Below are 25,552 nucleotides of genomic sequence, written 5' to 3'. Positions count from 1 at the left end.
CGAAGGGCGACGGCGGTCATACATCAGACCTCTTGATGGGCGCCCAATCGTTCCTGATCGCGCTTCACTGTCGTTTCACATCGACGGTGAAATGCCCCAAATGTCAGCGGCGTACTCGGCGATCGTCCGGTCGCTCGCGAAATAGCCGGAGTGGGCGATGTTGACGGCGCTCATATACCACCAGCGCGCCGGGTCGCGGTAAGCCGCCTCCGCCTGCTCGTGCGCTTCGGCATAAGCGGCAAAGTCGCGCAAAACGAAATATTCGTCGTTTTGCGTCAGCAACGAGTCATAAATCGGCTCGAAATAGTCGTCAACATCAGGAAAAAAGCCGTTCACCAGCTGATCGACGACTTGCTTGATCCGTTTGTCGTGGTGGTAATATTCATGCGCCCGGTAGCCGCCGTGCTCATAGTAGTTAAGCACCTCCTCCGCGGTCAGCCCGAACAAAAACATGTTTTCTTTTCCGACCGCTTCGGCGATTTCGACATTTGCCCCGTCGAGCGTGCCGAGCGTGATCGCCCCGTTCATCATAAACTTCATGTTGCCCGTCCCGGACGCTTCTTTGCTTGCGGTCGAAATTTGCTCGCTCACATCGGCGGCTGGGAAAATTTCCTCGGCGAGCGACACGCGGTAATTTTCTAAAAAAATGACCTTTAGCTGTCCATTTGTCCGTTTGTCGCTGTTGACCTTGTCAGCCACCGAATGAATGAGTTTAATGATCCGTTTCGCATAATAATAACCAGGTGACGCCTTCGCTCCGAAGATGAACGTGCGCGGGTAGATCGAGAAGTGCGAGTCTTCCCTCAGCCGATTGTATAAGTACATGATATGCAAGACGTTGAGCAGCTGCCGTTTGTAGGCGTGCAGCCGCTTCACTTGCACATCAAAGATCGACGATTCGTCAACTTGAATCCCGGTCTTTTCATAAATGCGGGCGGCGAGCTTTCGTTTGCGCTGCTGCTTAACGGCTGAGAGCGCCTGCCGAAACGCCGGATCAGAGGCGTGCGGCGCAAGATCAATGAGCCTTTCCGGCTCGTGAATCCAGCGCGGACCGATCGTGTCGGTAATCAATGCCGACAGCTCCGGGTTCGCCTTTAACAGCCAGCGACGATGCGTCACCCCGTTCGTTTTATTGTTAAACTTCTGCGGCGCCCATTCGTAAAACAGGCGCATTTCCCGTTGCTTCAAAATTTCGGTGTGCAGCTTCGCCACTCCGTTGACGCTATGGCTGCCGGCGATGGCCAAATGCGCCATTTTCACCATGCCATGGGCGATAATGGCCATGTGTTCAATCCGCCCCCAATCGCCGGGGTAGCGTTCCCATAGCTCGCGGCAAAATCGCTCGTTAATTTCTTCAACGATCATGTAAATGCGTGGCAAGAGCGGCCGAAATAAATGAATCGGCCATTTCTCGAGCGCTTCGGACAACGTCGTATGATTCGTATAGGCGATCGTATGGGTCGTAATATGCCAAGCCTCTTCCCAGCTCATCCCTTCCTCGTCGAGCAAAATGCGCATCAATTCCGGAATCGCCAGCACCGGGTGGGTGTCGTTGACATGAATGGCGACATATTCATGGAGCCGGTGCAAATTTCCGTGCTGGCGGCGATGGGCACGCACGATGCTGCCGAGGCTGGCGGCAACGAGAAAGTATTGCTGTTTCAGCCGTAAAATTTTTCCTTCGTCATGCGTATCGTCCGGGTATAAAAACTCGGAAATCGCCTCGGTTTCCCGCTTGTATTGCATGACGTCTTTATGAAGCGGGAACGTCTTCGCCGGTTCAGCGCTCCAAAGCCGCAGCGTATTGACCGTATTCGTCCCGTAGCCGATCACCGGCATGTCGTATGGCACCGCCATCACTTTTTCGCTGTCGACATGGCGGAAAACGAGGCGGCCGTTTTGCTCGGACACCTCGACGCGCCCCCAAAAGTTCACTTCGACAGCCAGCTCTTCTTTGCGGATTTCCCAAACGTTTCCGTGGCGCAGCCATTGCTCGGGCAGCTCAACTTGATAGCCATCGACGATCTTTTGGTCAAACAGTCCGTGTTTATAGCGGATGCCATGGCCGTGGCCCGGCAAATTCAACGTCGCGAGCGAATCGAGAAAACAGGCGGCAAGCCGCCCGAGCCCGCCGTTGCCAAGCCCGGCGTCCGCCTCGCTCTCCTCGACGTCTTCGAGGCGAATGCCAAGCTCGCGAAGCCCCTCTTCAACGACCGGGCGGACACCGAGATTCAATAAGTTGCTGCCGAGCAGCCGGCCCAATAAAAATTCGATCGACAAATAATACACTTGCTTCCGTCTTTGCGCCCGATTGCGCTCATTCGTCGCGATCCAATGGCGGCTAATATGTTCGCGCACCATATGGCCGAGGACATAATAATGATCGCGCGTCGTTGACTCCTCGAACTGTTTGCCGCACAATGTTTCGAGCCGCGTCACAAACGCCCGTTTAAACGTTTCTTTATCGGAGAACAAGCGTGCGTTCCTCCTTTTTGATCAGCTGTTCATAGACTTGCTTGTATTGTCTTGCCGACCGGCGCCAGCTGTAGTCGCCGCGCATCGCCCGTTCTGTCAGTTGCTCCCAAACGGATGGTTGGCGGTAAAAGGACAGCGCCCGACGGATCGTATACAGCATGTCATGAGCGTTAAAATGAGTGAAGCTGAATCCATTTCCTTCTTCTGTAATCTCATTGTATGATTGCACCGTATCGTTTAATCCCCCGGTTTCCCGGACGATCGGAATCGTCCCGTACCGTAAGGCGATCATTTGGCTCAGCCCGCACGGCTCAAACAATGACGGCATTAAAAACAAGTCCGCCCCGGCATAAATTTGGTGGGCGAGCGGTTCATGGAAGCCGATGTACACGCCGACTTTGTCCGGATACGCCGCGGCCATTTGCGAGAAAAATTGTTCAAACCGCCAGTCGCCCGTTCCGAGCACGACAAGCTGCATGTCTTCGCCCATCATATCATGGAAGACACACGTCACCAAATCGAGCCCTTTTTGCGCCGTCATTCTCGTGACCATCGCAACAAGCGGCACATCATCCCGCTCCGGCAAGCCGAACTGCCGCTGCAAAGCGCGCTTGTTCAATCGTTTTCTTTCCCGCGTATGTACGCTGTAGGTCGCCGCCAAAAACGGATCCGTTTCCGGATTGTAAAATTCGTCGTCAATGCCGTTTAAAATGCCGCGCAAATCGTCCCGCCGCGCCCGCAGCAAGCCGTCTAACCGCTCGCCGTAATAAGCGGTTTGAATCTCCTCTTTATACGTCGGGCTCACCGTTGTAATTACATCGGAGGCAACGAGCGCCCCTTTCATAAAGCTGACGCTGCCGTAAAACTCAAGATGGTCCACGGTGAAATAGCGGCCGTCTAAATTCAACAAGTCTTCTAAAATGCCGCGCGGAAACAGCCCTTGAAACTGCAAGTTATGAATCGTAAAAACGGTGCGCATGTCGGCATAAAACGGATCATGCCGGTACTGTTCCCGAAGCAAAAACGGCACCATGCCTGTATGCCAGTCATGGCAGTGAATCACATCCGGCTGAAACTTGATTTCCGGCAGCACCTCAAGCACCGCCCGGCAAAAATAGGAAAACCGCTCGCCATCGTCATAATGGCCGTACAGCTGCGGCCGCCGAAAATAATATTCGTTGTCGATAAAGTAATAGATGATTCCGTCATGCCTGAGCTCTTCGACACCGCAATATTGGCGGCGCCACCCAACCGGGACGATGAGTTCCGCCACCTTTTTCATTTTCTGTTTCCATTCGGGGGCGATCGTTTCATATTTCGGCAGCATCACGCGGGCATCGACGCCGAGCCGGCGCAGCTCTTTCGGCAGCGCGCCGGCGACATCAGCCAACCCCCCCGATTTGGCAAACGGGGCGCATTCGGAAACGGCAAATAGCACCTTCATCGGCTGATGACCTCCCCTTGCACCGTTCCTTTGCGAACGATAAATGGCTGTTCCACCGTTCCTTGTAAAACGACGCCCGGTTCAACTTTAGCATCTTTATCCATAATCACGCCATCAAGGACACAACCGTCACCAATTTGGCACTTTTGCATAATAATGCTATTGCGCACGACCGCCCCCTTGCCAATTTTGACGGAGCGGAACACAACACTGTTTTCCACCGTTCCCTCGATGACGCAGCCGTTGGCAATCATCGAACGCTTCACGTGCCCCTCCCGCCCGTATTTCGTCGGCGGCTCGTCTTTGACTTTCGTGTAAATCGGGTGCGACGGAAGAAAGAGCTGTTCCCAGACGTCCCGGTCAAGCAGCTCCATGCTTGCGCAAAAATACTGCTTCACCGAATCAATGACCGCCGCATACCCGCTATATTCATCATCGCAAATCGACAACGAATGGCGGTAATCGCGGACGACATCAACAATGCTATAGTAGCCGCGGTTTTTGTAGTCGGCGATTAAGTCAAGCAACAGCGACGTTTCAAGCAAATACATCTCAAGCGACCGCCCGCGATGACGGATTTCGGTCACATCGCAGCCATTTTCGATGTGGCGCTTTAGGACGGCGCCAAAATCGATGTTGCACACCGTATAGCCGTTCGCGATGACAGCATATTTTTGCCGGCTCCGCAAAAAATAGTCAATATGCTGCTCAAAATGGGCAAATGCCCCGACCCGGCGCTCGCCGGAAAACAGCAAATCCGGCGACGGGAAGAAAAACAGTCCGTCCCGTTTTCGGTTTAAATCCCAGTTCTTCCCTGACCCTAAATGGTCCATGAGCGAACGGTACTGATATTTCGGAAAAATGGCAACACTTTCAATGCCCGAATTGACCATGCTTGAGAGCACGAAATCAATAAGCCGGTACCGGCCGGCAAACGGCACCGCGGCGATCGAACGCTGCTCGATGAGCGGCGCTAACGCCTCCATATACGTCGTCGCGTCAATCACGCCTAACATCCTGTTGTTCATCACGCTTCATCCTTCCTCGCTGTTTCCTTATTCCACTGCTTGAGCCATTCTTTGGTCACCAGCACGACCTCATCGGCATCGTCCGGGCAAACGGACGAATGCGGCGGGATGACACAATCGGGCGTAACGATCGCCCGCTCGACATACGCTCCTTCGCTGACTGCCGCACCTGGCATAATGACCGATTCTTTCACGACCGCCCCTTTGCCGATACGGACGCCTTGAAACAGCACCGACCGCTCGACCGTTCCTTCGACGACACATCCTTCATTCACGAGTGAGTCCGCCACTTCCGCCTCCTGGGAAATGTATTGCGGCGGCTGATTCGGATTAACGGAATAAATGCGCCATGAGCGGTCGAATAAGTCAAGTTCATTGCCTTCATCAAGCAAGTCCATGTTGGCCTCCCATAAACTTTTCACCGTGCCGACATCTTTCCAGTATCCTTTGAACGGGTATGCCACAAGCCGCTTTTTCTCACGGAGCAGCCGCGGAATGACATCTTTGCCAAAATCGTGCGACGAATGCGGATCCGCGTTGTCGATTTGCAAATATTGCTTCAAGAGAGGCCAATTGAAAATATAAATGCCCATCGACGCTAAATTGCTTTTCGGTTCGGCCGGCTTTTCAGCAAACTCCACGATTTCCATTTCTTCGTTTGTATTCATAATCCCAAACCGGCTCGCTTCTTCCCACGGCACCTCAATGACCGAAATCGTCACATCGGCCTGTTTGGCAATATGATAGTCAAGCATGTGCTGGTAATCCATCTTATAAATATGGTCGCCAGACAAGACGAGCACGTAATCCGGGTCATACTGCTCAATGTAATTGATGTTTTGATAAATCGCGTTCGCGGTGCCTTCGTACCATTTGACGCCGGAAGAGACGGAATACGGCGGAAGAACGGTGACGCCGCCGTTTCGCCGGTCCAAGTCCCACGCGCTTCCGATGCCGATGTACGAGTGAAGGAGGAGCGGCTGATATTGGGTCAGCACTCCGACCGTATCGATGCCGGAATTCGTGCAATTGCTTAACGTAAAATCAATGATCCGGTACTTCCCGCCAAACGGCACGGCCGGTTTAGCGATGTTTGTCGTCAGCGAGCGAAGCCGACTTCCTTGCCCGCCGGCCAATAACATGGCGATGCACTTCTTCTTCATTTTGCTTTCTCTCCCCTCGTTTTTGCACTGGCCGTAAAATCGAAATGCCAAATGGCGGAATCGTCATGCGCACATGGTACGGTTTTCCGTGAAACGGCTCGCTCAGGGCGGAAAGACGTTTCCCGTTGACATGCCCCGATCCGCCAAATTCCGCCGCATCGCTGTTCAGCACTTCCCGATACGGCGTGAGCAGCGGCACTCCCACTTTGTAGTCGTCATACGCCTGATTTGTGAAATTACAAACAATAACAAGCACATCGTCTTCTTTTTTCCCGCGGCGGATGAACGAGAAAATGCTTTGTTCCGCATTATGGACGTCAATCCATTCAAATCCTTGCGGGTCATGATCAAGCTCGTAAAACGGCTTATACCGTTTATAGCAGGCGATGAGCTGCTTCATGTACTCGTTCATCTTCCGGTGCAGCTCAAAATCAAACAGCATCCAGTCGAGCTCGCCCTCAAACTTCCATTCGTCAAACTGGGCAAATTCATTGCCCATAAACAACAGCTTTTTCCCGGGGTGGGCCATCATATAGCCATACAAGAGCCGGAGCTGGGCGAACTTTTCTTCATACGACCCCGGCATTTTATTGAGCAGCGATTGTTTGCCGTGCACGACTTCATCGTGAGAAAACGGCAAAATGAAATTTTCCGAATACGCATAAAGGAGGGAGAACGTTACTTGGTTATGCACATGCCTCCGCTCATACGGCGGCGTTTCCATATACTTCAGCATGTCGTTCATCCAGCCCATGTTCCATTTATAATTAAAGCCGAGCCCGCCTTCATACGTCGGCGCGGTCACTTTCGGCCAGTCGGTCGAATCTTCGGCAATCATGAGCACGTTCGGGTCATAGGCAAACACCGCTTCGTTTAACTTGCGCAAAAACTCGACCGCATACAGGTTTTCATACAGCCTGTCATTGTTCGGCCAGTAAAGCATATTGGCGACCGCATCGACCCGGAACCCGTCGATATGGTAATACTTCAGCCAAAACAGCGCGTTCGAGATGAGAAAACTGCGCACCTCCGGCTTGCCTAAATCAAAATTGGCCGTCCCCCAAACGTAATTTTCGCGGTCTTTTTCATTCGCGTATTCATACGTCGGGGCACCGTCAAACATATACAACCCGTGGGCATCCTTGCAAAAATGGCCTGGCACCCAGTCCAGAATGACCCCGATCCCCGCCTGATGGCAGCGGTCGACGAAGTACATGAAATCGTGCGGCGTTCCATAGCGGCTCGTCGCCGCATAATACCCTGTCCCTTGGTAGCCCCACGACCGATCGAGCGGATGCTCAATAAGCGGAAGCAACTCAACGTGCGTAAACCCGTGCTCGAGCACGTACGGGATGAGTTCATCGGCCATCTCACGGTACGTAGAAAAACGCCCCTCTTTTTTCTTCCACGAACCGAAATGGAGTTCATAAATGACCATCGGCTGATCATAAATTCGTTTCCGTCGCTTTTTCCGCTGCCAAGATTGATCGTTCCACTGGTATCCTTTCAGATCGTAGACAATCGAGGCGGTATGAGGACGCAATTCGGAGTAAAAGGCGTACGGGTCGGCTTTGAACAGCACACGTCCGTCCGGCGCAACAATTTCATATTTATATAAGTGCCCTTCCAAGTTTTCCGGGACAACGATCGTCCATACCCCTTCATCATTCACTTTTTGGAGGCGGAAATTCGTCCCATCCCAATCGTTGAAACTGCCGACAAGCCGCACATCGCGCGCGTGCGGCGCCCAAACGCAAAAACGGGTGCTGACCGTCCCTCCCTCATGGATCACATGGGCGCCAAACAACTCGTAACTTTGATACAAGCTGCCTTCATGAAACAAATACACTTCCAAATCCGTCGGATTCGCCGCAATCAAACCGTATCGCATCCTTTCCAAAGCAAGATGATGGCCATACATTATTCCTTATTCGCCGCTTCAATGCTTCATTCCTTGAAAAACTTCTCTATATTTTTTGACAAAACCTATCAAAAATCGTGTCCCTGTCGATAAATTTTTTGCACATCCGCCGACTCTTATATTATAATATATTTAAAATAATAATTATTATAAAGAGAGGTGCGCTATGTCTCCTGTTACATCCGATTTTCATCATCTCCCGCATGTGAAAATACAAAGCCAATCGAAAAAGGCGCTTTGGATTACATTAGCGCTGACCGTTTTTTTCACCGTTGTCGAAATCATTGGCGGCGTAGTCTCCAACTCGCTCGCCTTGTTGTCCGATTCGGCTCATATGGCGTCCGATGTGTTGGCGCTCGGCCTGAGCATGGTCGCCCTTTACATGGCGACGCGGCCGCCCAACCGCCGCTTTACGTTCGGGTTTTTGCGGTTTGAAATCATTGCCTCGTTTTTAAATGGATTGACGTTGGCGGCCATTGCCGTGTGGATTTTATGGGAAGGGATCGAGCGGTTTCTTCACCCGGAGCCGATCCAGTTTCGCCTCATGCTTGGAATCGCCGCGATCGGCCTCATTGTCAACGTGACGCTGACGATCGTCTTAAGCCGAAGCATGAAAGAAGAAGACAATTTAAACGTCCAAAGCGCCCTTTGGCACTTTATCGGCGACTTGATCAGCTCGATCGGCGTCATCCTTTCCGCGCTGCTCATTTATTTCACTGGCTGGACGATTTTCGATCCGATCATCAGCCTCGTGATCGCCGCCATCATTTTCACGGGCGGAGTAAAAATTATGCGCGAATCGTATCTCATTTTGATGGAAGCCGTGCCGGACGAGTTTGACCTCGAACAAATCCGCGCTGACATCCGGAGCATCGAAGGGGTCGAGGACGTGCACGACATGCATTTATGGGCCATCTCCACCGACCATTATTCACTGTCGGCCCATGTGTTTATCAATGAACACATCCAACCGCTTTGCGTCATTTTGGCGGTGAATGAAATGCTGAAGGAAAAATACGGCATCGAGCACGCCACCATTCAAGTCGAACACGCCATGCTGCATGACCACGGCAGCTATGGCAAGGCGTTTTTAGCGAAAAAGAAGCCGCCGCAAGCATAAAGACCTAAAGACCGCCTCATGCCGATCCCGGCAGAGGCGGTCAAAAAGGTAAAGAGATGTCTCACCCTTTTTTCATAGGCATGCGCCCAACATCTCCATTGTGTTTGTCAAACAGGAAATGAACCCATTTTTGCCGAGAAAAAAGGAATTAAACGGGAGCATGGCGAAACTTAGGAATCATCGTCATGATCAACAACCAAAGAGGTGTGTCCGATGGAAATGGATACCGCTTTATCGTTTTTAGGCGTCGCGGTTGTGCTGACGCTCGCCCCGGGCCCAGACATTTTATTCGTCATCGCCCAAAGCCTGTCCCAAAGCAAGCACGCGGGCATCGCCACCGCGCTCGGGCTGTGCACAGGGCTTGTCGTCCATATTAGCGCGGCGGTGCTTGGCGTCTCGGCCGTCATTTACCAATCCGCCTTGGCCTTTGCCGTCGTCAAATACGCAGGCGCCGCGTATTTGCTGTACTTGGCATGGCAAGCGTTCCGCGAAAAAGACGCTGGCCTGGCGCTCGAGCGTCAAGAGCGGCTCGCCTTAATGTCGCTGTACAAAAAAGGCATTTTCATGAACGTGCTCAATCCGAAAGTGTCGCTCTTCTTTTTGGCGCTATTGCCGCAGTTCGTCCATCCGTCAGCGGGCCGAATCCCGCAGCAAATGCTCGCATTAGGCGTCATCTTTCTCGTTCAAGCGCTCGTTGTCTTCACCTTGGTGAGCATCGGTGCGGAAAAACTGCGCCACTGGCTGCTGTCGAACGAACGAATCGCCCGGCGGATCCATTGGCTAAAAGGCGTCCTTTTCGCCGCCATCGGCATCCAAATCGCCTTCAGCGAGCGGTCGTAGCGGCGGCAAACAAAGTGAGCGGGCGATTTTTTCAGCCCGCTCATGATGCTTTCGTTTGCAGCAGCTTCACCCCAAGCCCAATGAACATGATCCCCGTCAACCGATTGACAAGAAGCGCCATTTTCGCGTTTTGGCGCACCCGTTTCGTTGCCAGCGCGGTAACATAGACGACGCCAAGCCCCCACATCGTGCTCGTCACCACGAACGATAAACCAAGCAGCAAAAACGGAAGCGGGCCGTACGGCTGATCCGTTTGAATGAATTGCGGCAAAAAGGAAAGGAAAAACAACGCCACTTTCGGATTCATTACATTGGTCGTCACGCCTTGCCAATAAATCTTTTTCAGCTTCATCGGCGCCAATTTCTCGGACTCCAACGCTGGCGGCGCCGGCTGCCGCATCATTTTGATGCCAAGATACACCAAATACGCCGCACCGGCGATTTTCACAGCCGTAAACAAGACAACCGACTGCTGCAAAATCACCGCCAAGCCAAACGCAGCGAGCAGCGTATGAACGAACACCCCTGTCGAAATGCCCAACACCGAATACACGCCCGCTTTTCTCCCTTGCGCGACACTGCGCCCCATAATATACATCGTATCCACACCCGGAGTGGCATGCATCAAAATCGACGCCAGCAAATACATCCCGTAACTTGTAATGCCTAACACGCGTCTCCCTCCCCTTAATGGCTGGATGTTGCTAGTTCTTTCGAATGGTTTGTCTTCGTTTCTTTCCAAGACAACAGCGCAAGTTCATATCGGGCAAACCCGTTGGACAATGTCGCCACATAGCGGATGCGGCTGTCTGGCGGCAAATATTTTTGTGCGTCCGGTGACGATTCAAAGGAAACGGTCACCGATGCTTTCCCTTTCACTGGCGCAAAGGTCCAGTTGCCGTCCGCGGACGGGTTGATCGTTCCGCTTTCGCGAATATAATCGATGATCACTTGCCGGTTTTCATCCGGTGCGGCCAAAATCGTGTTTTTCCCGCCCGGATTGATGATCCGGTTCGTCGTCGCCCGGTAGTTGTTCGTCGCAACGATAAATTCCATCTTCGGCGTCACCGGCTTGCCTTGGAATCGCAAGTTTTTAATGCGGTTGGCTTTTGGGTTGATCACATTTTGGTTTTTGTCGTATTTCGCCGGCTCGGTAACATCGATCTCGTACGTTACGCCATCAATAATGTCGAAGTTGTACGTCGGGAAGTCGTTGTTCACAAGCGGCTGAATGCCTGTCTTGTTCGGGTCGATTTGGTTGAATTGCCCCGCCGACCACTCAAGCCATTCTTTCAACTCGGCTCCCGTAATTTTCAGCGCATACACCGTGTTTGGATACAAGTACAAATCGGCGACGTTTTTAATGGCGATTTCCCCTGTCGGAATATCCGTGTAATAGCTCGGTCCACCGCGTCCGCCGGCTTTGAACGGAGCGCCGGCCGACAGCACCGGAAGACCTTCATACTGCGTCCCTTTTAGCATGTTTTCCACATACCACTTTTGGGCGTTCGTAACGATTTGCACGGACGGATCATCTTGAACGAGTGCAAAATAGCTGTTGATCGGGCTCGTAGTTTCTCCAACCGGGCTGCGGACGTACTGAATCGTCGCTTCATGTTCCGTTTGGATCGCCTGCTCGACGGCCGGGTCGCTGTCAACCAACGGCGTTTTCGTCGCCTTGTCGTACACCGGGCGAAGCTGGGCTTTTGCCTGTGTCACTTTCCATTTCCCATCGACTTGCTCAACCGTCAAGTCAATAACCCCAAGCGTATCGCCCCACGAACCTGGCATCGTCACCGGAACGCCGTTGATCGTCCCGTTTTCATTGTTGATACCGTTTCCATCCGGAAAATCGGGCGTCGTTCCCGGAAGCGCCGGAAATTTTTTATGCTGATGGCCGGTCAACACGGCGTCAACCCCCGGAATTTGCGTCAAATAATAGGAGGCGTTTTCCATATTCGGGCTGTTTCCGCTGGTTTCAATGCCCGAGTGTGACAGCACGACGATCAAATCGGCCCCTTCGGCTTTCATTTTTGGAATATACTTTTGTGCCGACTGCACAATGTCTTTCGCTATTACTTTCCCTTGCAAATTCGCTTTGTCCCAATCCATGATTTGCGGCGGCACAAAGCCGATGACGCCGATCTTCAGCGTATGTGTCTCTCCGTCTTCATCAACGACGTCTTTCGCGAAAATGTGATACGGCGTGAAATAGTTGACATCGTTATCTGGATTTTGATCATGGTCATCGCGGTACACATTCGCGTTCACGATCGGCAGCTTGGCATCATCATACACCTCATCGAGGAAATCCAAGCCATAGTTGAACTCATGGTTTCCCACTGTCGCCGCATCATATTTCAACAAATGCAACAGTTTCACGGCTGGATGCACTTCGCCATCTTGCAGCGGCTTCACTTTCGCCACATAGTCGCCAAGCGGCGTTCCTTGAATCAAATCTCCGTTGTCAAACAGAAGCGTATTCGGCTGCTCAACGCGTGCCTGCTCGATCAATCGCGCCGTTTTTGACAGCCCGAACTCATTCGTCGGGCTGTCTTTGAAATAATCATAGTTAACGAGATTCATATGTACATCGGTAGTCTCCAAAATGCGCAGCTTGACGACATCCCGATCCTCCGCGCCTACCGCCGTCGGCCCAAACGAAGGAGCCAGCAGCCCCAACGCCAACAACACGCTCGCCGCCGCGTATTTCTTCCGTTTTTTCAATGCCCATCCCCCCACTCATCAAATCATTGTCATCTGTATTATACTATAAAAGATCCAAAATTTTCGGGAAATGTTTCGCTGAAAGTTTAGCAAAGGGGGATATAAATGGTCCGTCAAGGACATGTGAACTACCCCCACTTAATTTTCTAGCGAAAATTTGAAGTGGGGGCTTCCAAAGAAGTTTGACTGCTTCAAGCAATCCTTATTCTTTGAGGCGTGTCCACTTCGCCGCTAGAGCATAAGACACTCAGATTTTCAATACAGTAGTTAATGATGTAACGGCAAGTCTTGTTGATATAATCATTCACTTTATTATTGCGATTCATAGCAAGCAAAGCCTGTTTACGAGTGGTGCCTTTGATTTTTTGCTTATCTTTCATGCTTTGAAGTCTGGCATTTTCTTTGTTAAACCATTGATTTATACTTTTTAATCTCCGCCCATCAATGATGAATGATCTGCCGTCTGATGTGACACAAGGTCATATTTTCCTTGTTTGGCAAGACTGATCAAACCAAAGAAAGATTTAAAGGCTTCATTGACCTTTTTTAAAATTTGCTGTGCCATGTTGCTGTTTAACAGCTTATAGTTTTCGTTAGTTTTTGCAAGATGATAGTTTTTCTCATAATTAAGAAATTCCTTGTGTTCAAAATAGTATTGTCTGACATTGTACAATCCGACGTTGTACATGTTCTTGGCAATATGGCACAGTTCTCGAAGAGTCAAGTATTCTTCTTTGGTCAAACCATTTAGCTGTTGTTTGATACAAAAATACATGTTTTCACCTCCCATCTAACTATATGATACTATATTTTACTGAATCTATCCTATTTTCAACAAAATATAGTTAAGGCGATTCATCTCCCACTTACTCCGCTTCGCTTCGTCGAAGTGGGAGTCTTCTCGCCTAATTAAGATAAATGTTGTGCAGAGGGGTGGAGCAAAATGGATCATTTCATCGAGCAGATCCAGACACTATACGAAAAGAGTGAACAGATTAAAAAATACTATAGCGACAGAGGAAGCTACGAAAACATCGATCATTATGCCTTTCTTTCAAGTTCTAGGGTACGATATTTTCAATCCGGAAGAGTTTTTACCGGAGTTTACAGCTGACGTGGGAATCAAAAAAGGGGAAAAGGTCGACTACGCCATTATGATCGATGGAAAACCGGTTATTCTCATTGAAGCTAAGGCCGCCAATCAAAAGCTGGATAAACACGATTCGCAGCTGTTTAGATATTTTGACGCAACCTCAGCTAAGTTCGCTATTTTGACTAATGGCATCTTATACAGATTTTATACCGATCTCGATGAACAAAACAAAATGGATTCAGTGCCATTTTTCGAGTTTAACCTCGCTGAACCGAGAGAAAATCAAATTATCGAGCTGGCTAAATTCCGAAAAAGCAGTTTCGACGTTGACAGCATTTTCAGCGCCGCATCCGAATTAAAATACCTAAATGAAATTAAACAGTTCCTGAATAATCAGTGGGAAAACCCGTCTGATGAGTTCGTTGCATTCATCATCAGCGATATTTATCCCGGAAAGAAAACTAAAAACGTGATCGAAAAGTTTCAAGGGCTTGTGAAAAAGGCACTGAAACAGTTTCTAAACGACCAAGTCAACGATAAACTTAAGGGCTGCCTTAGCCAACAGTGACGAAGAAGAGACCGCCCAAGCGAAAGAAGAGAAAGCGACAGATGTTCCCGAAGATCCAAAAGAGGAACACCATGCGCCGCAGATAGTCACTACAGAGGAGGAGCTTGAGGGGTATGTATTAGTGCGGATGCTCCTAAGGGAGATTCTCGATCCCGAACGTATCTATTATCGCGATAACTTGAGCTACTTTAATGTTTTACTGGACAATAACATCCGAAGATGGATTTGCCGTCTCGGACTCAATACAAGCAACAAGTACATTCAGTTCAATGATGAAGGGAGAACAACAGTATATATCGAAACGGTGGCCGATATTGAAAAACATAGGGACAAACTAATAAAAGTAGCACAGAAATTCCTCTAAACATTGGAAAGCCTTGCTCCATAACAAAGTTTCCAGCCAATTTCAACGGAATTTAACATATTTTACATAAAAATTTGTAAGCCGCCTGTTGACCAACGTTCCCCACCGCACCGTTCAATTTGTGCAAAATTATTTTCGGCTGCTATCCCGTGCAAAAAAGGCGGAGCGATCCGCCTTCTTTTCTTCTTCCATTGTTTTCAAACACCGACCTATACTTCCTCCAACTGAACCTGCTTACAAATAATTTTTAGCAATGGCTCTTTATAATCAAAGGTATAGATATGAAAATGGTGAAATACGCTTGAATTTGCTTCTACATTTTCGAAGCGAATAATAGTGAACAAGCTATCAAAATGGATATCATCCCTTGACATTTCTAGTATCTCTTTTTTTAGTTTATACTCCACAGCCAGGCAATCCTTAAAATGCAACGCTAATATTCTGTTTTCTTCCCTATTCTCCTGTGTATCCCAATAATAGTCGATCATTATAGATAAATCTAACGGATTGTTCCATTTCATATCCGTTATAATACTATCCGTGAAATCAAAATGATCTTTGATTTCACTATAATTGTTGGCAACGATCATTTTATTCACCTAATGAGAAGGGAGGGAACGTTCAAAAATCCATCGTCCTTCCTCTTTTCGTTCTCCTTGAATAAGAAAGCCTGGTGAAGTGATCAAATCTTTGATAAACTGAGATTGCATGCGAAATTTCCTCCATGGTTGATGGTTTGGTTACCTTTACCATACAGGAAATTTCGCATTTTTTGTACCCTTGATCAGAAAACAACTTGATTGTCAAGTACATTTTGTGGTGAAGAGCCTATTCTTTAACTTTTAGCAATCGCATGCTGTTTAATGTTACGATTAATGTTGCTCCCATATCGGCAAATATCGCTAACCATAGCGTTAACCAACCAGGCACAATTAACAGTAATGACAATGCCTTAATCCCTAAAGAGAAAGTAATGTTTTGCTTAATAATCGCTAAAGCTTTGCGGCTCAATTTAATCGTATATGGCAATTTGCTTAAATCATCAGACATTAAGACAATATCGGCTGTTTCTAGGGCTGTATCGGTTCCAGCACCGCCCATTGCCACACCAACGGTTGAAGCTGCAAGAGCTGGTGCATCGTTCACACCATCTCCAACCATCGCCACGCTTTGATGCTTGTCACGAAGCTCTTTGATGAAATTCAGTTTATCTTCTGGAAGTAAATCGGCTTTAATATCGGAAACGCCGACTTGTTTTCCGATGGCTTCGGCTGTTCTTTGGTTATCCCCTGTCAACATTACCGTTTTTTCAATACCGACTTGATGAAGTTTTCGAATAACCTCTTTGGATGATTCTCTTATTTCGTCTGCCACGGCAATTAACGCCAGAATTTCTTTTTCCGTTCCTAACGCCATGACCGTTTTCCCTTGTGTTTGAAGGGTTGTCATTTGTTCTTTTATTTCTGATTGGATGCCATTTGGAAGAAGTTCTTCAAAAAGACCTGGACTTCCGACATAATACATTTCGTTGTTTACTCTTGCTTTGACCCCTTTACCTGTAATGGATTGGAATTCTTCAACAGATAAATCATTAAAATTCAATCCATCTTCTTCTGCTTTTCTTATAATGGCGGAAGCAAGTGGATGTTGTGAGCCTTTTTCAATGGCTGCTGTAATGGTCATTAGTTCATTTTCATTGCCATTATAAGTGACCACATCGGTGACGGAAGGAACACCTTTTGTTAATGTTCCTGTTTTATCAAAAGCGATGACTTTTAGAGATCCTGCTTCCTCTAAATAAATACCACCTTTAATTAACACACCGTTTTTCGCTGCATTTCCAATGGCAGTTACAATCGAAACAGGCGTGGAAATAACCAACGCACACGGACAACCAACCACTAATACAGCTAGACCTCGATAAATCCATTCGCTCCAATCAGCACCCATAAATAATGGAGGAATAACGGCTAGTAAAAGAGCAAAAATGATAATGGCTGGTGTATAGTATTTGGCAAAACGATCTACAAACGCTTGAGAAGGTGCTCGTTCTGCTTGAGCTTCTTCCACTAAATGGATGATTTTCGAAAGAGTTGTATCTTCCACTCGTTTTGTCACTTTTACTTCCAATAACCCTTCTTCATTCAATGTTCCTGCAAAAACTTCATCACCAACTGTTTTCGCTACGGGAACACTTTCTCCCGTAATGGCAGCCTGATTTAGCGTAGATGTACCCTTGATGACGATTCCATCCATCGCTAATTTCTGACCAGGCTTTACGATCATAATATCTCCGACTTGAATATCGTCAACAGGGACCATCATTTCTTCATTTCCGCGACGAATTAATGCTTCTTTTGGAGCAATATCCATCAACGATTCAATGGATTGACGAGCTTTATCCATGGAATAACGCTCTAAGGCTTCGCTAATGGCGAATAGAATAACAACCGTTGCACCTTCTCCCCATTCACCAATCGCTGCAGCTCCTAAAATCGCCACTGTCATCAGCGTATTCATATCAAAATTCAATCGAACTAGGTTTTTGAAACCTTTTATAAATAACGAATATCCACCGATTAAAATTGCTGCAGCATATCCAATTGTCGCAAAGATATGCTCTTCTCCGTATTGCTTCCCTAAAAACCAACTGATCACAAGCAAAACGGCGGAAATATACACTTTAATGTTCTCTTTTTGCTTCCAAAAAGGTTCACGCTTGACTGATTTTTCTTTATCTTCCCGAACCTTTAAGTTTTCAAAAGCTCCTGCTTTTTCTAATTCTTCGATGGTTGTTGTACCCCAAACGGTAATTTTAGATGCTCCAAAGTTTACTTTAGCATCCTGAACACCGGGCAATGATTTTACATTATTTTCAAACTTTGCCGCACAGTTTGCACAAGTAAATCCTTGAACACGGTAGGTTTTCGCTTCTGATTTAGATAATTTTGCTTGTTGTTCAGACACGGACTTTCACCTCTTTATCATGTACTAACGCAATCATGATTAACTGCTTAATATGGTCATCATCCAGCGAATAAAATGCTAGCTTTCCTTCTTTTCGATACTTTACAATCCCTTGTTTATAAAGAGTCCGTAAATGATGGGAAGTTGTTGCAACAGAAGCCCCGATGATATTAGCAATATCACATACACATAACTCTTCATCTTGGCAAAGTGAATAGACAATTTTTGCCCTATTTTCATCTGCCAGTGCTTTAAACAACAGGACAACACTGGATATATCTTCTTTTTGCAATTCCCCTTGTATTCGATTGACTTTTTCTTCGTCATAACAATAAATTTCACATGTATCTTTCTTACTCATTCATTATCCCTCTTTCATATTCAAATTTCCGTTTTAATATATTATACCCCATTTCTTTTATTATTCAAATATTTATTTGAATTAAAAACAAAAAAAGAATGGAATTTAAAAAAATCAACCCAATATTTACCGTGCGATTCATTTAATTAGCTACATCAAAAAATTCTATTAGATAAAAACAATAAACCTCATTATCCGCAAAAAGATAATGAGGTTTACTATTTCTTAAACAATAAATATGCGTTTAAGCCGCTAATCACAATAGCTGACATCACTCTATATTGTTTTTCGCTAGACTTTCATTTCCCCATGATGGATTTGAGAGGTTTCAATTTGAATGGTTGTATGCAGAATCTTAAATTTTTCTTCAATCATGTGAATGGCATCTTGTAAAACCTTTTGGCTGTCTTGATGATCTTCAATCAAAATATGGCAACTTAATGAGTCTAACCCTGAAGTAATTGTCCAAATATGAAGGTCGTGAACGTTAATCACTCCTTCAATACTTTCTAAGGCTTTTTTCACTTCATTTTGGTCAATGGTAATGGGCGTTCCTTCCATCAAAATGTGAACCGTATGTTTAATCACTCCCCAAGCGCCTTTCAAGATTAATAAGGCAACCAAAATGGAAATAATGGGGTCAGCGACATACCAACTAAAGAGCCACATGACAAGCCCAGCGATGATAGCACCTACGGAACCCAAAGCGTCACCGATCACATGAAGATAAGCGCTACGAAGATTGACATTATTTTTCACATCCCCTTTTCTCATTAACGCCCAAGCACTTAAAAGATTGGCAAACAGACCAATGGACGCAATGATCATCATAGAGCCGCTAGCTACCGTTGGTGGGTTGTAAAAACGTTCAATTGCTTCCCAAATAATAAATCCAGCGATTACAAACAAGGTAACTCCATTAAATAAAGCGGCTAAAATTTCAAAACGATAAAAGCCATACGTTTTATTGGGGGAAGCTGGTTTGGTGGCAAACCAAATAGCAACTAGACTAAGAACAAGTGAACTGGCATCACTAAGCATATGACCAGAGTCAGAAAGAAGAGCTAGACTGTTTGTGATTAAACCTCCAAAAAACTCCAATAACATAATTCCAGTGGTAATGAGAAGTGCAATCGTAAGCCCTTTTTTATTCCCTTCTCTACTGTGACCATGATGGTGTCCGTGGTGATGGTGATGACCATGGTGGTCGTGAGAATGATGGTGGTGATGATGCATGATAAAACGCCTCCTTAATGATGTTCAGCATGGTCAATGGCTTGTTTTAATAATGAAATAACGTGTTCGTCATCGCAGGAGTAAAACAGTGTTTTTCCTTCACGGCGATACTTAACCAGTCTCAGATTTCGCAACATACTAAGTTGGTGGGAAACGGCTGATTGTGACATTTCCAACACTTCTGCAATGTGATTGACATTGCACTCTTCTTGCGATAACAAATAAAGAATTTTGATTCGTGTTGGATCGGCTAATACTTTAAATATGCGCGATACATTTTCAATGGTTTCAGATTTTAGGAAAGAATGGTCTTCGGTCTTCATGATGATTTCCCTCACTTTATTTATTATATATGAGCATATATTCATATGTATGTATCATATTTTACATTCAGTTTTTTGTCAAGTTTAGGAAATGTTTTTTCATGAAAATGAGGGATTTAGATAATAAATGAGGGGGGATGATGACAACCGTTCAGGTGGAAAAATCAGACTTGCAACATGCCGATTTAAGGGTATAAAAAGGACAGCAGTGAGCTGTCCTTTAAAATATCAGCACATCTTTTGTAAATTCTTCTTCAAGTTCCCGTATGACGTTATCCTCATTACTTGTTTGTTGTGTTTGTTCCTCTTTTTTCTCAGTTTCTTTCTTGTCTTTATCCCTGTTCATTAGAAACCTCCGTATGAATGCAGTTTATCGATCGATTCAAAATGACCACTTTTTATTGCTCGTTTTCGATTTCATTTTTAGCATCCTTCTTGTTACGTTCTGTATACCATATCATCTTCACATTTTAATTGTGTCACATCCGCTTTCATACTTTTAGCGATGTCTTGAGTTCTGATGAAATAACATCGTTTTTGATAAAAAACTCCCGAAAGAACCATTTTTTGGATTATTTTCTCTACACATCCGCTAGATTATTCTTTGGGATAACATACAAAAAGGCACAATTTAACATAACGGGTTCGGTTGTTGAGTATAAAATTGAAAAAAGTAATACAAAAAGGAGTTCAATTCGCATATGAATTGGACTCCTTTTATTTGTTGATATATCAATGTTTTATTGAATTTATCACCATTAATCGCATTATAATTAGCAAGTGACTGCTGACCAACAGACAGTATTCCAAATATGTGTTAAAATTGATGCTAATTGGACATAAATTCATTGATGACTTCCCTTTATCGTGTATTTGCCAAAGAAATTCACTTATCTAATGCCCACCATTTTCTTTGTCAAACGGATAAAACAAAATCTCGGAAACAAGCTCGTGAGGAATTTATTCAAGCAGGAGTGGATTTAATCAACTGGGGAATTAACTTTGGTTATGATTACAAGTTCTTTGCAGAAATTGGCTTTTCTGAAACTGGAAGAATTATTTCATACACACCAATTTCATAAGAAAGTCATTTCAGGTGGCAGCAGTCATTATGAATACGCTGATAATTCGATTGAACATCCACTTGCGACAATTGACAGAAGATTTCGATGAATTGATTGTACAACCAATCTTTCATCATTCGAACCAAAGGACATTGCTAATCGTGAATGACAACGCCACAAATACCTTTATCCAGCACATTCGAAGACGGCTATCTATTTTAGAAAGACCATTGATAACAGCTCGTGGTGACGGAAAAAGCTATATCTATTCAAACTTTAACTCAAAGTATGCTCAAATGGCTCTTACCATACTTCGGACTTACTACAATTTTTGTTTAGCATACAAAACAAAGGAGACAGTAGGAACACCTGCTCAACGATTAGGCATTGCAAAAAAACAATTTGATTTAAAAGAAATAATCTATATGCAATAACCTTAAGGGATTTGATATTTTATAGGACCAAATCAGTATACGATTTGTTTTTTATTTTTTGCTGAAATATCAATATTTTTTGACTAAATCCTTTTTAATGATTTTGGTATTTTATGTTAAACTGAATATATAGATTACTCAGAAAATTAGCAAAGGGAAAATTAACCCATGAGGGGGAAGTGTATGAAAAAGTTTTTAATTACATTATTAGTATTAATTGCGTTAGGCATTGGGGGGGATTTTGTTACTGAACTATTTAGTGCTAAACCACCTTTACCAACCATAACTGTTGGAGAAAAAAAGGTAGAAGTGGCACAAGGTTCGTATTGTTGGAATGGATTACTTAGTTCTGTTTGTGCCGATACAAGTTCTCCGCCAGAACTCATTAAAAATCAAGAACTAAAACCTGTGGTTGTACCACCAGATTCCCAATTGAAAATAGAATTCAAAGATGAGCCTAAAGAAAATACATTAGTAGTAAATAGATGGCTTACAAATGAAAAAACAGAAAATGTTCCAATAAATGATAATGTGATACTATTACCAAAAGAAAAAGGTGTATATGTGTATGATGTTTCAGCGAGATGGGAAAAGGGAGATTCAAGTTATGCCTTTGTAATTGAAGTACGGTAGTAACATTTTAGTAACAGTCTTAATTGAACAAGTCAATATAATTTTAGTTTAAAACGCTTGGAATAAACCCAAGCGTTTTAATGTGCTTTTTACTTTGTTAAATTTGGTTCGAATTTTGTGCTAATTACGCTGTTATTTGTACTGTTTTTCTTGATTTTGTACTTCTGAACCGAACCCGTTAACTTAACATGCACCTTTTTAGTAAAGTCTTTTATAGAAAAAACAAGTAAAATGAAACCAATACAAAACCGATTACAGCCATGATAACGCAGTATATTTTGGTAGATGTGCGTAAAGCTGTTCCAAAAATTTCTTTTCCCGTCACGGAAAGCATTACCCCCATCGCCAATGCGATAATCATTGCTACTAGCCAAGGGACACCCATCCCATAATTACTTCCGATGAAGGCTCCAACTCCTATGGGGGCGGAGGCTATGGTTGCCCCAAGTATGATGCTGATAATTCCAAACCCAGCCATCAGCAAGGGAGTAAAAACAGCAATCCCTTCTGGAATATTGTGAAGCATGATCGCAGTCATCATTGGTTTAGTCAATGAATCGTGAGTATTGGCTCCAAGTGCGATGCCTGTTGGAAAATTGTGTAGGGCAATACTGAATGTTAAAAATAGACCAGAATGTACAAATAAGTCTTTTTTAGCGTCATTGGTAATAATGATCACATGATGGGAAACCTTTTCTAGATGCTTATAAATAAAATAACCAAAAATCAATCCGACAATAGCAATAAACCAACCTCCAATTTCTATGCTTTCAGGCAAAATTTCCATCGCGACCAGTCCAAATATCATACCACTACATACTGAAAAAATGGTTGGCGTTCCTTTTTGCCAGCCTTTAAACAACCAAGCAATCACTCCGCCAGATAACATTCCAATAGCAGAAGCAGAAAACCCTAAAAGCCAAAGTGAGTTCATCCATCATCCCCCTTGTACTAAGTTGTCTTTACTTTTATATCTGCCAAACTTATAAAATATGCCTTAAGAAAACAAAAAATCCTCCACCGTGGGAGGATTGTAAAGCCTTCGTTTTCGGAAAAGTGAGGTTTGTTTATTATAAAGGCATTGGAGTTTTAGTTGGTTTTGCGTAACCTTCTTTGTACTTTTCATCAATGTAGTGGCGAATTTCCTTTATAGACTTACCTTCTTGTTTCATTTTAATGGATTCCGCGGCGATTTGTAAGCAAACGCCACAACGAGTACCGTGGTCATCCCAGACAACAGAACCATCTTCATTGATTTTTTTTGACAAAGCAATTCATACTACTTTTATGTCCTGCACTCTTCTTTTGTTTGGTTATATTGATTATTTAGCACATAGTTATATTTTTTATCAGGCGTGTTGATTATCCAATAAAATCCAAAGGGTATAGAAAAAAGAGCACCTTTCCTGTAGAATGTGAGTAGCGACACAAACAAACCCAGGAGGTGCTCTCTATGAACAAGCATACCACACTCCCGAATTTGATGCAAAAACTTGTTTCGGATGAAGAGATTCAACTGATTGCCGAAGCGGTTGGGTATCGTGATTCGTGGGTAGAGAATCCGGTTCGTCTTGAGCATGGCGATGACATGGAATCCTTGTTTCAGACAGGCTTCGATGAGCGCTTGGGACGGATACCATGAATCCACGAGCACATACACCGGCTGAGCCCGCTTCCTCTTGAGCGAGGAAAGCATCTCGATCGCCAGGTCGATTTTGCTTGTTTAGTGCAAAATGAAAGTACAGAGTTCTGCAACAAAAAAGTGCAGAGCTTCATGGCATAAAAAAAGGCTTGCCAGCTCCTAAAATTCCCTCTACTGTTAAGGTTGTGAAGAACAAAACAGTGGATGCCGGCGGAAAACAGCGAATGTTTTCTTTACGGGCTCACTCAGCTGTTTCGCCAAGCCGGAGGCGTCCCGAGAAAACTGCGCATCGACAATTTGGCGGCGGCGGTGGTTTCGATTCGAAAAGGAGGCGAACGTCAATATACTGAAGCATTTGAGCGATTCCGGCTTCATTATGGGTTTGACGTACAGGCGTGCAATCCGTATAGCGGACACGAAAAAGGGAATGTCGAACGGAAAGTTTACTATACTCGTCAACACTGCTTTGTCCCTGCTCCGTTGATCGAGGGGGATGAAGAACTGGCGGAGTGGCTGCATCGCAAGATGATCGAAGATCGAGCCCGCCCCCACTATGAAAAAGGGAGAACCATTGAGGAATTATGGCAGGAAGAACAAAAGGAGTTGCTTGTCCTGCCGGAGAGAGATCTCCCGATCTTCTCCTTCCACCACGCTAATGTCAATAAATACGGGGAAGTAACGGTGGATGGGGAGGCGTTTGTGGTTCATGGGATCCCGGTTCCCAACCGTGTCCTTGTCAAAAAGGAATGGGATTGTTTCATGGTTTTGTCCCAGGAAGGGGAGGTGTACCTGGAAGCGCCAAGGCCGTACACGAAAAAGCAACGGGAGCTCCCTTGGAAGGACATTTTGGCGGAATGGGCGCAAAAGCCCCGGGTGGTGGAGTATTCGCGGTTTCGAGTTTACTTGCCGGAGGCCATTAGGAAATACTTCATGGAACAACCGAAACAGACGGCATCACGCATTCGAGGAGTGCAGAAGCTGCTGGAGCGGTACACCGTCTATGAGATCGCCCAGTGGCTTGACAAGTATCAACGGTGGGATTTGACGCCCCATGAGATCGGGGTGTTGATGGAGGCGAAGCGTTCGGAGTATCCCGCGAAATGGGAAGAAGCCTATACCCCTTCCGTTTTCGTCGACTATGAAACCGATTTACATGTGTATGATCAACGTCTTTGTCCGTCAAGGGAAGGGGGAAGCCGGGCATGAAGATGGATGTAAAAGAGATTTGTAAAGCCCTGCATTTGGCGTACATCGCGGATCGATTCGAGGAGGTGGCCTACGAGACCAAGGAACAGTTTTTGCGTGATGTGTTGGCGTTGGAGCTGTCGTTCCGTCAGAAAGCAAAACAGGCTCGATTGATCAAGAAGGCGAAGTTCCGGGAGTTGAAATGGCTCAAAGATTATGAATGGTCGGATCAGATTCATTGGCCGACCACGACCTCGAAGGAAGAACTTTGCGACCTTCGCTTTTTGGAGCAAAAACAGAACGTCCTGCTTTTAGGTTCGCCGGGAACAGGAAAAACCCATCTCGCCACCGCATTAGGATTAAAAGCGTGTGAACGGGGCCATGAAGTTCGGTTTTTCCGTGTCGCCGATCTTGTCGCCCAGCTCGAAGAGGCGTTAAAAGACGGCACCCTCGGACGGCTCAAACGGCAAATCGACACATGCGAGCTGTTGATTTTGGACGAACTCGGCTATGTACCTTTTCAAAAGCAGGGATCGGAACTGCTGTTTCACATCATTGCCGATTGTTATGAACGAAAAAGTGTCATCGTGACATCGAATTTAGAGTTTGGACAGTGGAATCGAGTGTTTGGGGACAACCGCCTGACGGCAGCGCTGGTGGATCGTTTGGTCCATCACGCCCACATTCTCGCGTTTACGGGAGAGAGCTACCGCTTGCGGCACGCGCTTTCTGCCGTTCAGTCGCTCCCTTCTCGCTCGGTTGAAAGGTAAATTCATTGAGCCGGCAAGCCTATGTATTTTTTCTTGCAATTCTCTGCACTTTTTGCTTGCAAAAAACATTTTGCTTCTTCCCGATGTCTTGTCATACAGACGAAAGGCGAACGGAAACGCTTGCGTGAAGGTGTGCACCATCAGCCAAACAAGCGAATGCCCCCAGACCAATTGATGATCGCTGTGAGAGAAAT

At 45.9% G+C, this 25,552-nt stretch carries 19 protein-coding genes and 6 pseudogenes; 7 read left to right on the top strand and 18 right to left on the bottom strand.

Going from position 1 to position 25,552, the window contains the following annotated elements; all coding sequences use genetic code 11:
• Positions 1-75: 75 nt before the first annotated feature.
• From B9L21_RS01630 to glgB, 5 genes are read right to left on the bottom strand one after another with little or no spacing between them, the layout of a single operon-like run.
• Positions 76-2,475, bottom strand: a complete 2,400-nt coding sequence (locus tag B9L21_RS01630) for a glycogen/starch/alpha-glucan phosphorylase (protein WP_063164919.1) — start codon at positions 2,473-2,475, stop codon at positions 76-78.
• Complete coding sequence (gene glgA / locus B9L21_RS01625) at positions 2,462-3,919, bottom strand: glycogen synthase GlgA (protein WP_063164918.1); 1,458 nt, start codon at positions 3,917-3,919, stop codon at positions 2,462-2,464. Before glgA ends, B9L21_RS01630 begins: the two co-directional genes overlap by 14 nt.
• The gene (locus tag B9L21_RS01620) at positions 3,916-4,947 is read right to left on the bottom strand and encodes a sugar phosphate nucleotidyltransferase (protein WP_063164917.1); all 1,032 of its coding nucleotides are present in this window, start codon (positions 4,945-4,947) and stop codon (positions 3,916-3,918) included. The genes glgA and B9L21_RS01620 overlap by 4 nt, the downstream gene beginning before the upstream one ends.
• Positions 4,947-6,110, bottom strand: a complete 1,164-nt coding sequence (locus B9L21_RS01615) for a glucose-1-phosphate adenylyltransferase (protein ID WP_063164916.1) — start codon at positions 6,108-6,110, stop codon at positions 4,947-4,949. Before B9L21_RS01615 ends, B9L21_RS01620 begins: the two co-directional genes overlap by 1 nt.
• A complete protein-coding gene (gene glgB / locus B9L21_RS01610) occupies positions 6,031-8,031 on the bottom strand; it encodes a 1,4-alpha-glucan branching enzyme (protein WP_063164915.1) in 2,001 nt (666 codons plus the stop codon). The genes B9L21_RS01615 and glgB overlap by 80 nt, the downstream gene beginning before the upstream one ends.
• Positions 8,032-8,197: 166 nt before the next feature.
• Between glgB and B9L21_RS01605 the strand changes: the two genes are divergently transcribed.
• Both B9L21_RS01605 and B9L21_RS01600 read left to right on the top strand, forming a co-directional pair.
• Positions 8,198-9,151 carry a cation diffusion facilitator family transporter gene (locus tag B9L21_RS01605; protein ID WP_063164914.1) on the top strand — a complete coding sequence of 318 codons (954 nt, stop codon included), beginning with the start codon at positions 8,198-8,200 and terminating at the stop codon, positions 9,149-9,151.
• Between the two features lie 213 nt (positions 9,152-9,364).
• On the top strand, positions 9,365-9,991 hold the full coding sequence (locus B9L21_RS01600) for a LysE family translocator (protein WP_063164913.1): 627 nt from the start codon (positions 9,365-9,367) through the stop codon (positions 9,989-9,991).
• A 40-nt stretch (positions 9,992-10,031) separates the two neighbouring features.
• Here the strand turns inward: B9L21_RS01600 and B9L21_RS01595 are convergent, their stop codons facing one another.
• The 3 genes and pseudogenes from B9L21_RS01595 to B9L21_RS01585 form a co-directional block, all read right to left on the bottom strand.
• Positions 10,032-10,664 (bottom strand): LysE family translocator, encoded by a 633-nt coding sequence (locus tag B9L21_RS01595; protein ID WP_063164912.1) that lies wholly within the window; start codon positions 10,662-10,664, stop codon positions 10,032-10,034.
• 14 nt (positions 10,665-10,678) lie between these two features.
• Positions 10,679-12,718, bottom strand: coding sequence for a bifunctional 2',3'-cyclic-nucleotide 2'-phosphodiesterase/3'-nucleotidase (locus B9L21_RS01590; protein WP_063164911.1), 2,040 nt, complete (start codon positions 12,716-12,718; stop codon positions 10,679-10,681).
• Between the two features lie 206 nt (positions 12,719-12,924).
• Positions 12,925-13,493: pseudogene (locus B9L21_RS01585) on the bottom strand (transposase); the annotation flags it as partial.
• A gap of 168 nt (positions 13,494-13,661) precedes the next feature.
• On the opposite strand from B9L21_RS01585, the pseudogene B9L21_RS18240 reads away from it, so the two are divergent.
• Positions 13,662-14,743, top strand: a pseudogene (locus tag B9L21_RS18240) (type I restriction endonuclease).
• A gap of 209 nt (positions 14,744-14,952) precedes the next feature.
• On the opposite strand, the gene B9L21_RS01575 reads toward B9L21_RS18240, so the two are convergent.
• From B9L21_RS01575 to B9L21_RS18025, 6 genes are all read right to left on the bottom strand, one after another.
• Positions 14,953-15,333, bottom strand: a complete 381-nt coding sequence (locus tag B9L21_RS01575; protein WP_052585063.1) for a hypothetical protein — start codon at positions 15,331-15,333, stop codon at positions 14,953-14,955.
• Between the two features lie 238 nt (positions 15,334-15,571).
• Positions 15,572-17,710, bottom strand: a complete 2,139-nt coding sequence (locus B9L21_RS01565; protein WP_063164910.1) for a heavy metal translocating P-type ATPase — start codon at positions 17,708-17,710, stop codon at positions 15,572-15,574.
• Positions 17,703-18,071, bottom strand: a complete 369-nt coding sequence (locus tag B9L21_RS01560) for an ArsR/SmtB family transcription factor (RefSeq protein ID WP_055358810.1) — start codon at positions 18,069-18,071, stop codon at positions 17,703-17,705. Before B9L21_RS01560 ends, B9L21_RS01565 begins: the two co-directional genes overlap by 8 nt.
• A gap of 291 nt (positions 18,072-18,362) precedes the next feature.
• A complete protein-coding gene (locus B9L21_RS01555; protein ID WP_063164909.1) occupies positions 18,363-19,307 on the bottom strand; it encodes a cation diffusion facilitator family transporter in 945 nt (314 codons plus the stop codon).
• A gap of 14 nt (positions 19,308-19,321) precedes the next feature.
• Complete coding sequence (locus tag B9L21_RS01550; RefSeq protein WP_050367241.1) at positions 19,322-19,630, bottom strand: ArsR/SmtB family transcription factor; 309 nt, start codon at positions 19,628-19,630, stop codon at positions 19,322-19,324.
• Between the two features lie 220 nt (positions 19,631-19,850).
• A complete protein-coding gene (locus tag B9L21_RS18025; RefSeq protein WP_256368158.1) occupies positions 19,851-19,976 on the bottom strand; it encodes a hypothetical protein in 126 nt (41 codons plus the stop codon).
• Between the two features lie 750 nt (positions 19,977-20,726).
• Between B9L21_RS18025 and B9L21_RS17845 the strand changes: the two genes are divergently transcribed.
• Together B9L21_RS17845 and B9L21_RS01540 are read left to right on the top strand one after the other, a co-directional pair.
• Complete coding sequence (locus B9L21_RS17845; RefSeq protein WP_050367240.1) at positions 20,727-21,128, top strand: hypothetical protein; 402 nt, start codon at positions 20,727-20,729, stop codon at positions 21,126-21,128.
• 183 nt (positions 21,129-21,311) lie between these two features.
• Positions 21,312-21,761, top strand: coding sequence for a hypothetical protein (locus B9L21_RS01540; RefSeq protein WP_050368667.1), 450 nt, complete (start codon positions 21,312-21,314; stop codon positions 21,759-21,761).
• A 211-nt stretch (positions 21,762-21,972) separates the two neighbouring features.
• Here B9L21_RS01540 and B9L21_RS01535 read toward each other — a convergent pair whose 3' ends face one another.
• From B9L21_RS01535 to B9L21_RS17215, 3 genes and pseudogenes are all read right to left on the bottom strand, one after another.
• Positions 21,973-22,695, bottom strand: a complete 723-nt coding sequence (locus B9L21_RS01535; protein ID WP_015374824.1) for a ZIP family metal transporter — start codon at positions 22,693-22,695, stop codon at positions 21,973-21,975.
• A gap of 136 nt (positions 22,696-22,831) precedes the next feature.
• A pseudogene (locus B9L21_RS01530) lies at positions 22,832-23,063 on the bottom strand (PCYCGC motif-containing (lipo)protein); the annotation flags it as partial.
• Positions 23,064-23,268: 205 nt separating this feature from the next.
• A pseudogene (locus B9L21_RS17215) lies at positions 23,269-23,481 on the bottom strand (transposase); the annotation flags it as partial.
• 126 nt (positions 23,482-23,607) lie between these two features.
• On the opposite strand from B9L21_RS17215, the pseudogene B9L21_RS01520 reads away from it, so the two are divergent.
• Together B9L21_RS01520 and istB are read left to right on the top strand one after the other, a co-directional pair.
• Positions 23,608-24,609, top strand: a pseudogene (locus B9L21_RS01520) (IS21 family transposase); the annotation flags it as partial.
• Positions 24,606-25,358, top strand: a complete 753-nt coding sequence (gene istB / locus B9L21_RS01515) for an IS21-like element helper ATPase IstB (RefSeq protein ID WP_063164906.1) — start codon at positions 24,606-24,608, stop codon at positions 25,356-25,358. The pseudogene B9L21_RS01520 and the gene istB, both read left to right, overlap by 4 nt.
• A gap of 69 nt (positions 25,359-25,427) precedes the next feature.
• On the opposite strand, the pseudogene B9L21_RS17210 reads toward istB, so the two are convergent.
• A pseudogene (locus B9L21_RS17210) lies at positions 25,428-25,552 on the bottom strand (IS701 family transposase); the annotation flags it as partial.

The organism is Geobacillus uzenensis, assembly GCF_002217665.1.
Taxonomy (GTDB): Bacteria; Bacillota; Bacilli; order Bacillales; family Anoxybacillaceae; genus Geobacillus; species Geobacillus subterraneus.
The sequence above is the reverse complement of the archived record's forward strand: the minus strand, read 5'-3'. Positions and strand labels throughout refer to the sequence as shown.

What these genes read in the sequence shown, in the direction of transcription:
- B9L21_RS01555 (WP_063164909.1), bottom strand. Translation starts at nt 19,307, where the DNA reads ATGCATCATCACCACCATCATTCTCACGACCACCATGGTCATCACCAT.
- glgB (WP_063164915.1), bottom strand. Translation starts at nt 8,031, where the DNA reads ATGTATGGCCATCATCTTGCTTTGGAAAGGATGCGATACGGTTTGATT.
- B9L21_RS01550 (WP_050367241.1), bottom strand. Translation starts at nt 19,630, where the DNA reads ATGAAGACCGAAGACCATTCTTTCCTAAAATCTGAAACCATTGAAAAT.
- B9L21_RS01540 (WP_050368667.1), top strand. Translation starts at nt 21,312, where the DNA reads ATGAAAAAGTTTTTAATTACATTATTAGTATTAATTGCGTTAGGCATT.
- B9L21_RS01615 (WP_063164916.1), bottom strand. Translation starts at nt 6,110, where the DNA reads ATGAAGAAGAAGTGCATCGCCATGTTATTGGCCGGCGGGCAAGGAAGT.
- B9L21_RS01605 (WP_063164914.1), top strand. Translation starts at nt 8,198, where the DNA reads ATGTCTCCTGTTACATCCGATTTTCATCATCTCCCGCATGTGAAAATA.
- B9L21_RS18025 (WP_256368158.1), bottom strand. Translation starts at nt 19,976, where the DNA reads ATGAACAGGGATAAAGACAAGAAAGAAACTGAGAAAAAAGAGGAACAA.
- B9L21_RS01560 (WP_055358810.1), bottom strand. Translation starts at nt 18,071, where the DNA reads ATGAGTAAGAAAGATACATGTGAAATTTATTGTTATGACGAAGAAAAA.
- B9L21_RS01535 (WP_015374824.1), bottom strand. Translation starts at nt 22,695, where the DNA reads ATGAACTCACTTTGGCTTTTAGGGTTTTCTGCTTCTGCTATTGGAATG.
- istB (WP_063164906.1), top strand. Translation starts at nt 24,606, where the DNA reads ATGAAGATGGATGTAAAAGAGATTTGTAAAGCCCTGCATTTGGCGTAC.
- glgA (WP_063164918.1), bottom strand. Translation starts at nt 3,919, where the DNA reads ATGAAGGTGCTATTTGCCGTTTCCGAATGCGCCCCGTTTGCCAAATCG.
- B9L21_RS01600 (WP_063164913.1), top strand. Translation starts at nt 9,365, where the DNA reads ATGGAAATGGATACCGCTTTATCGTTTTTAGGCGTCGCGGTTGTGCTG.
- B9L21_RS01575 (WP_052585063.1), bottom strand. Translation starts at nt 15,333, where the DNA reads ATGATCGTTGCCAACAATTATAGTGAAATCAAAGATCATTTTGATTTC.
- B9L21_RS01620 (WP_063164917.1), bottom strand. Translation starts at nt 4,947, where the DNA reads ATGAACAACAGGATGTTAGGCGTGATTGACGCGACGACGTATATGGAG.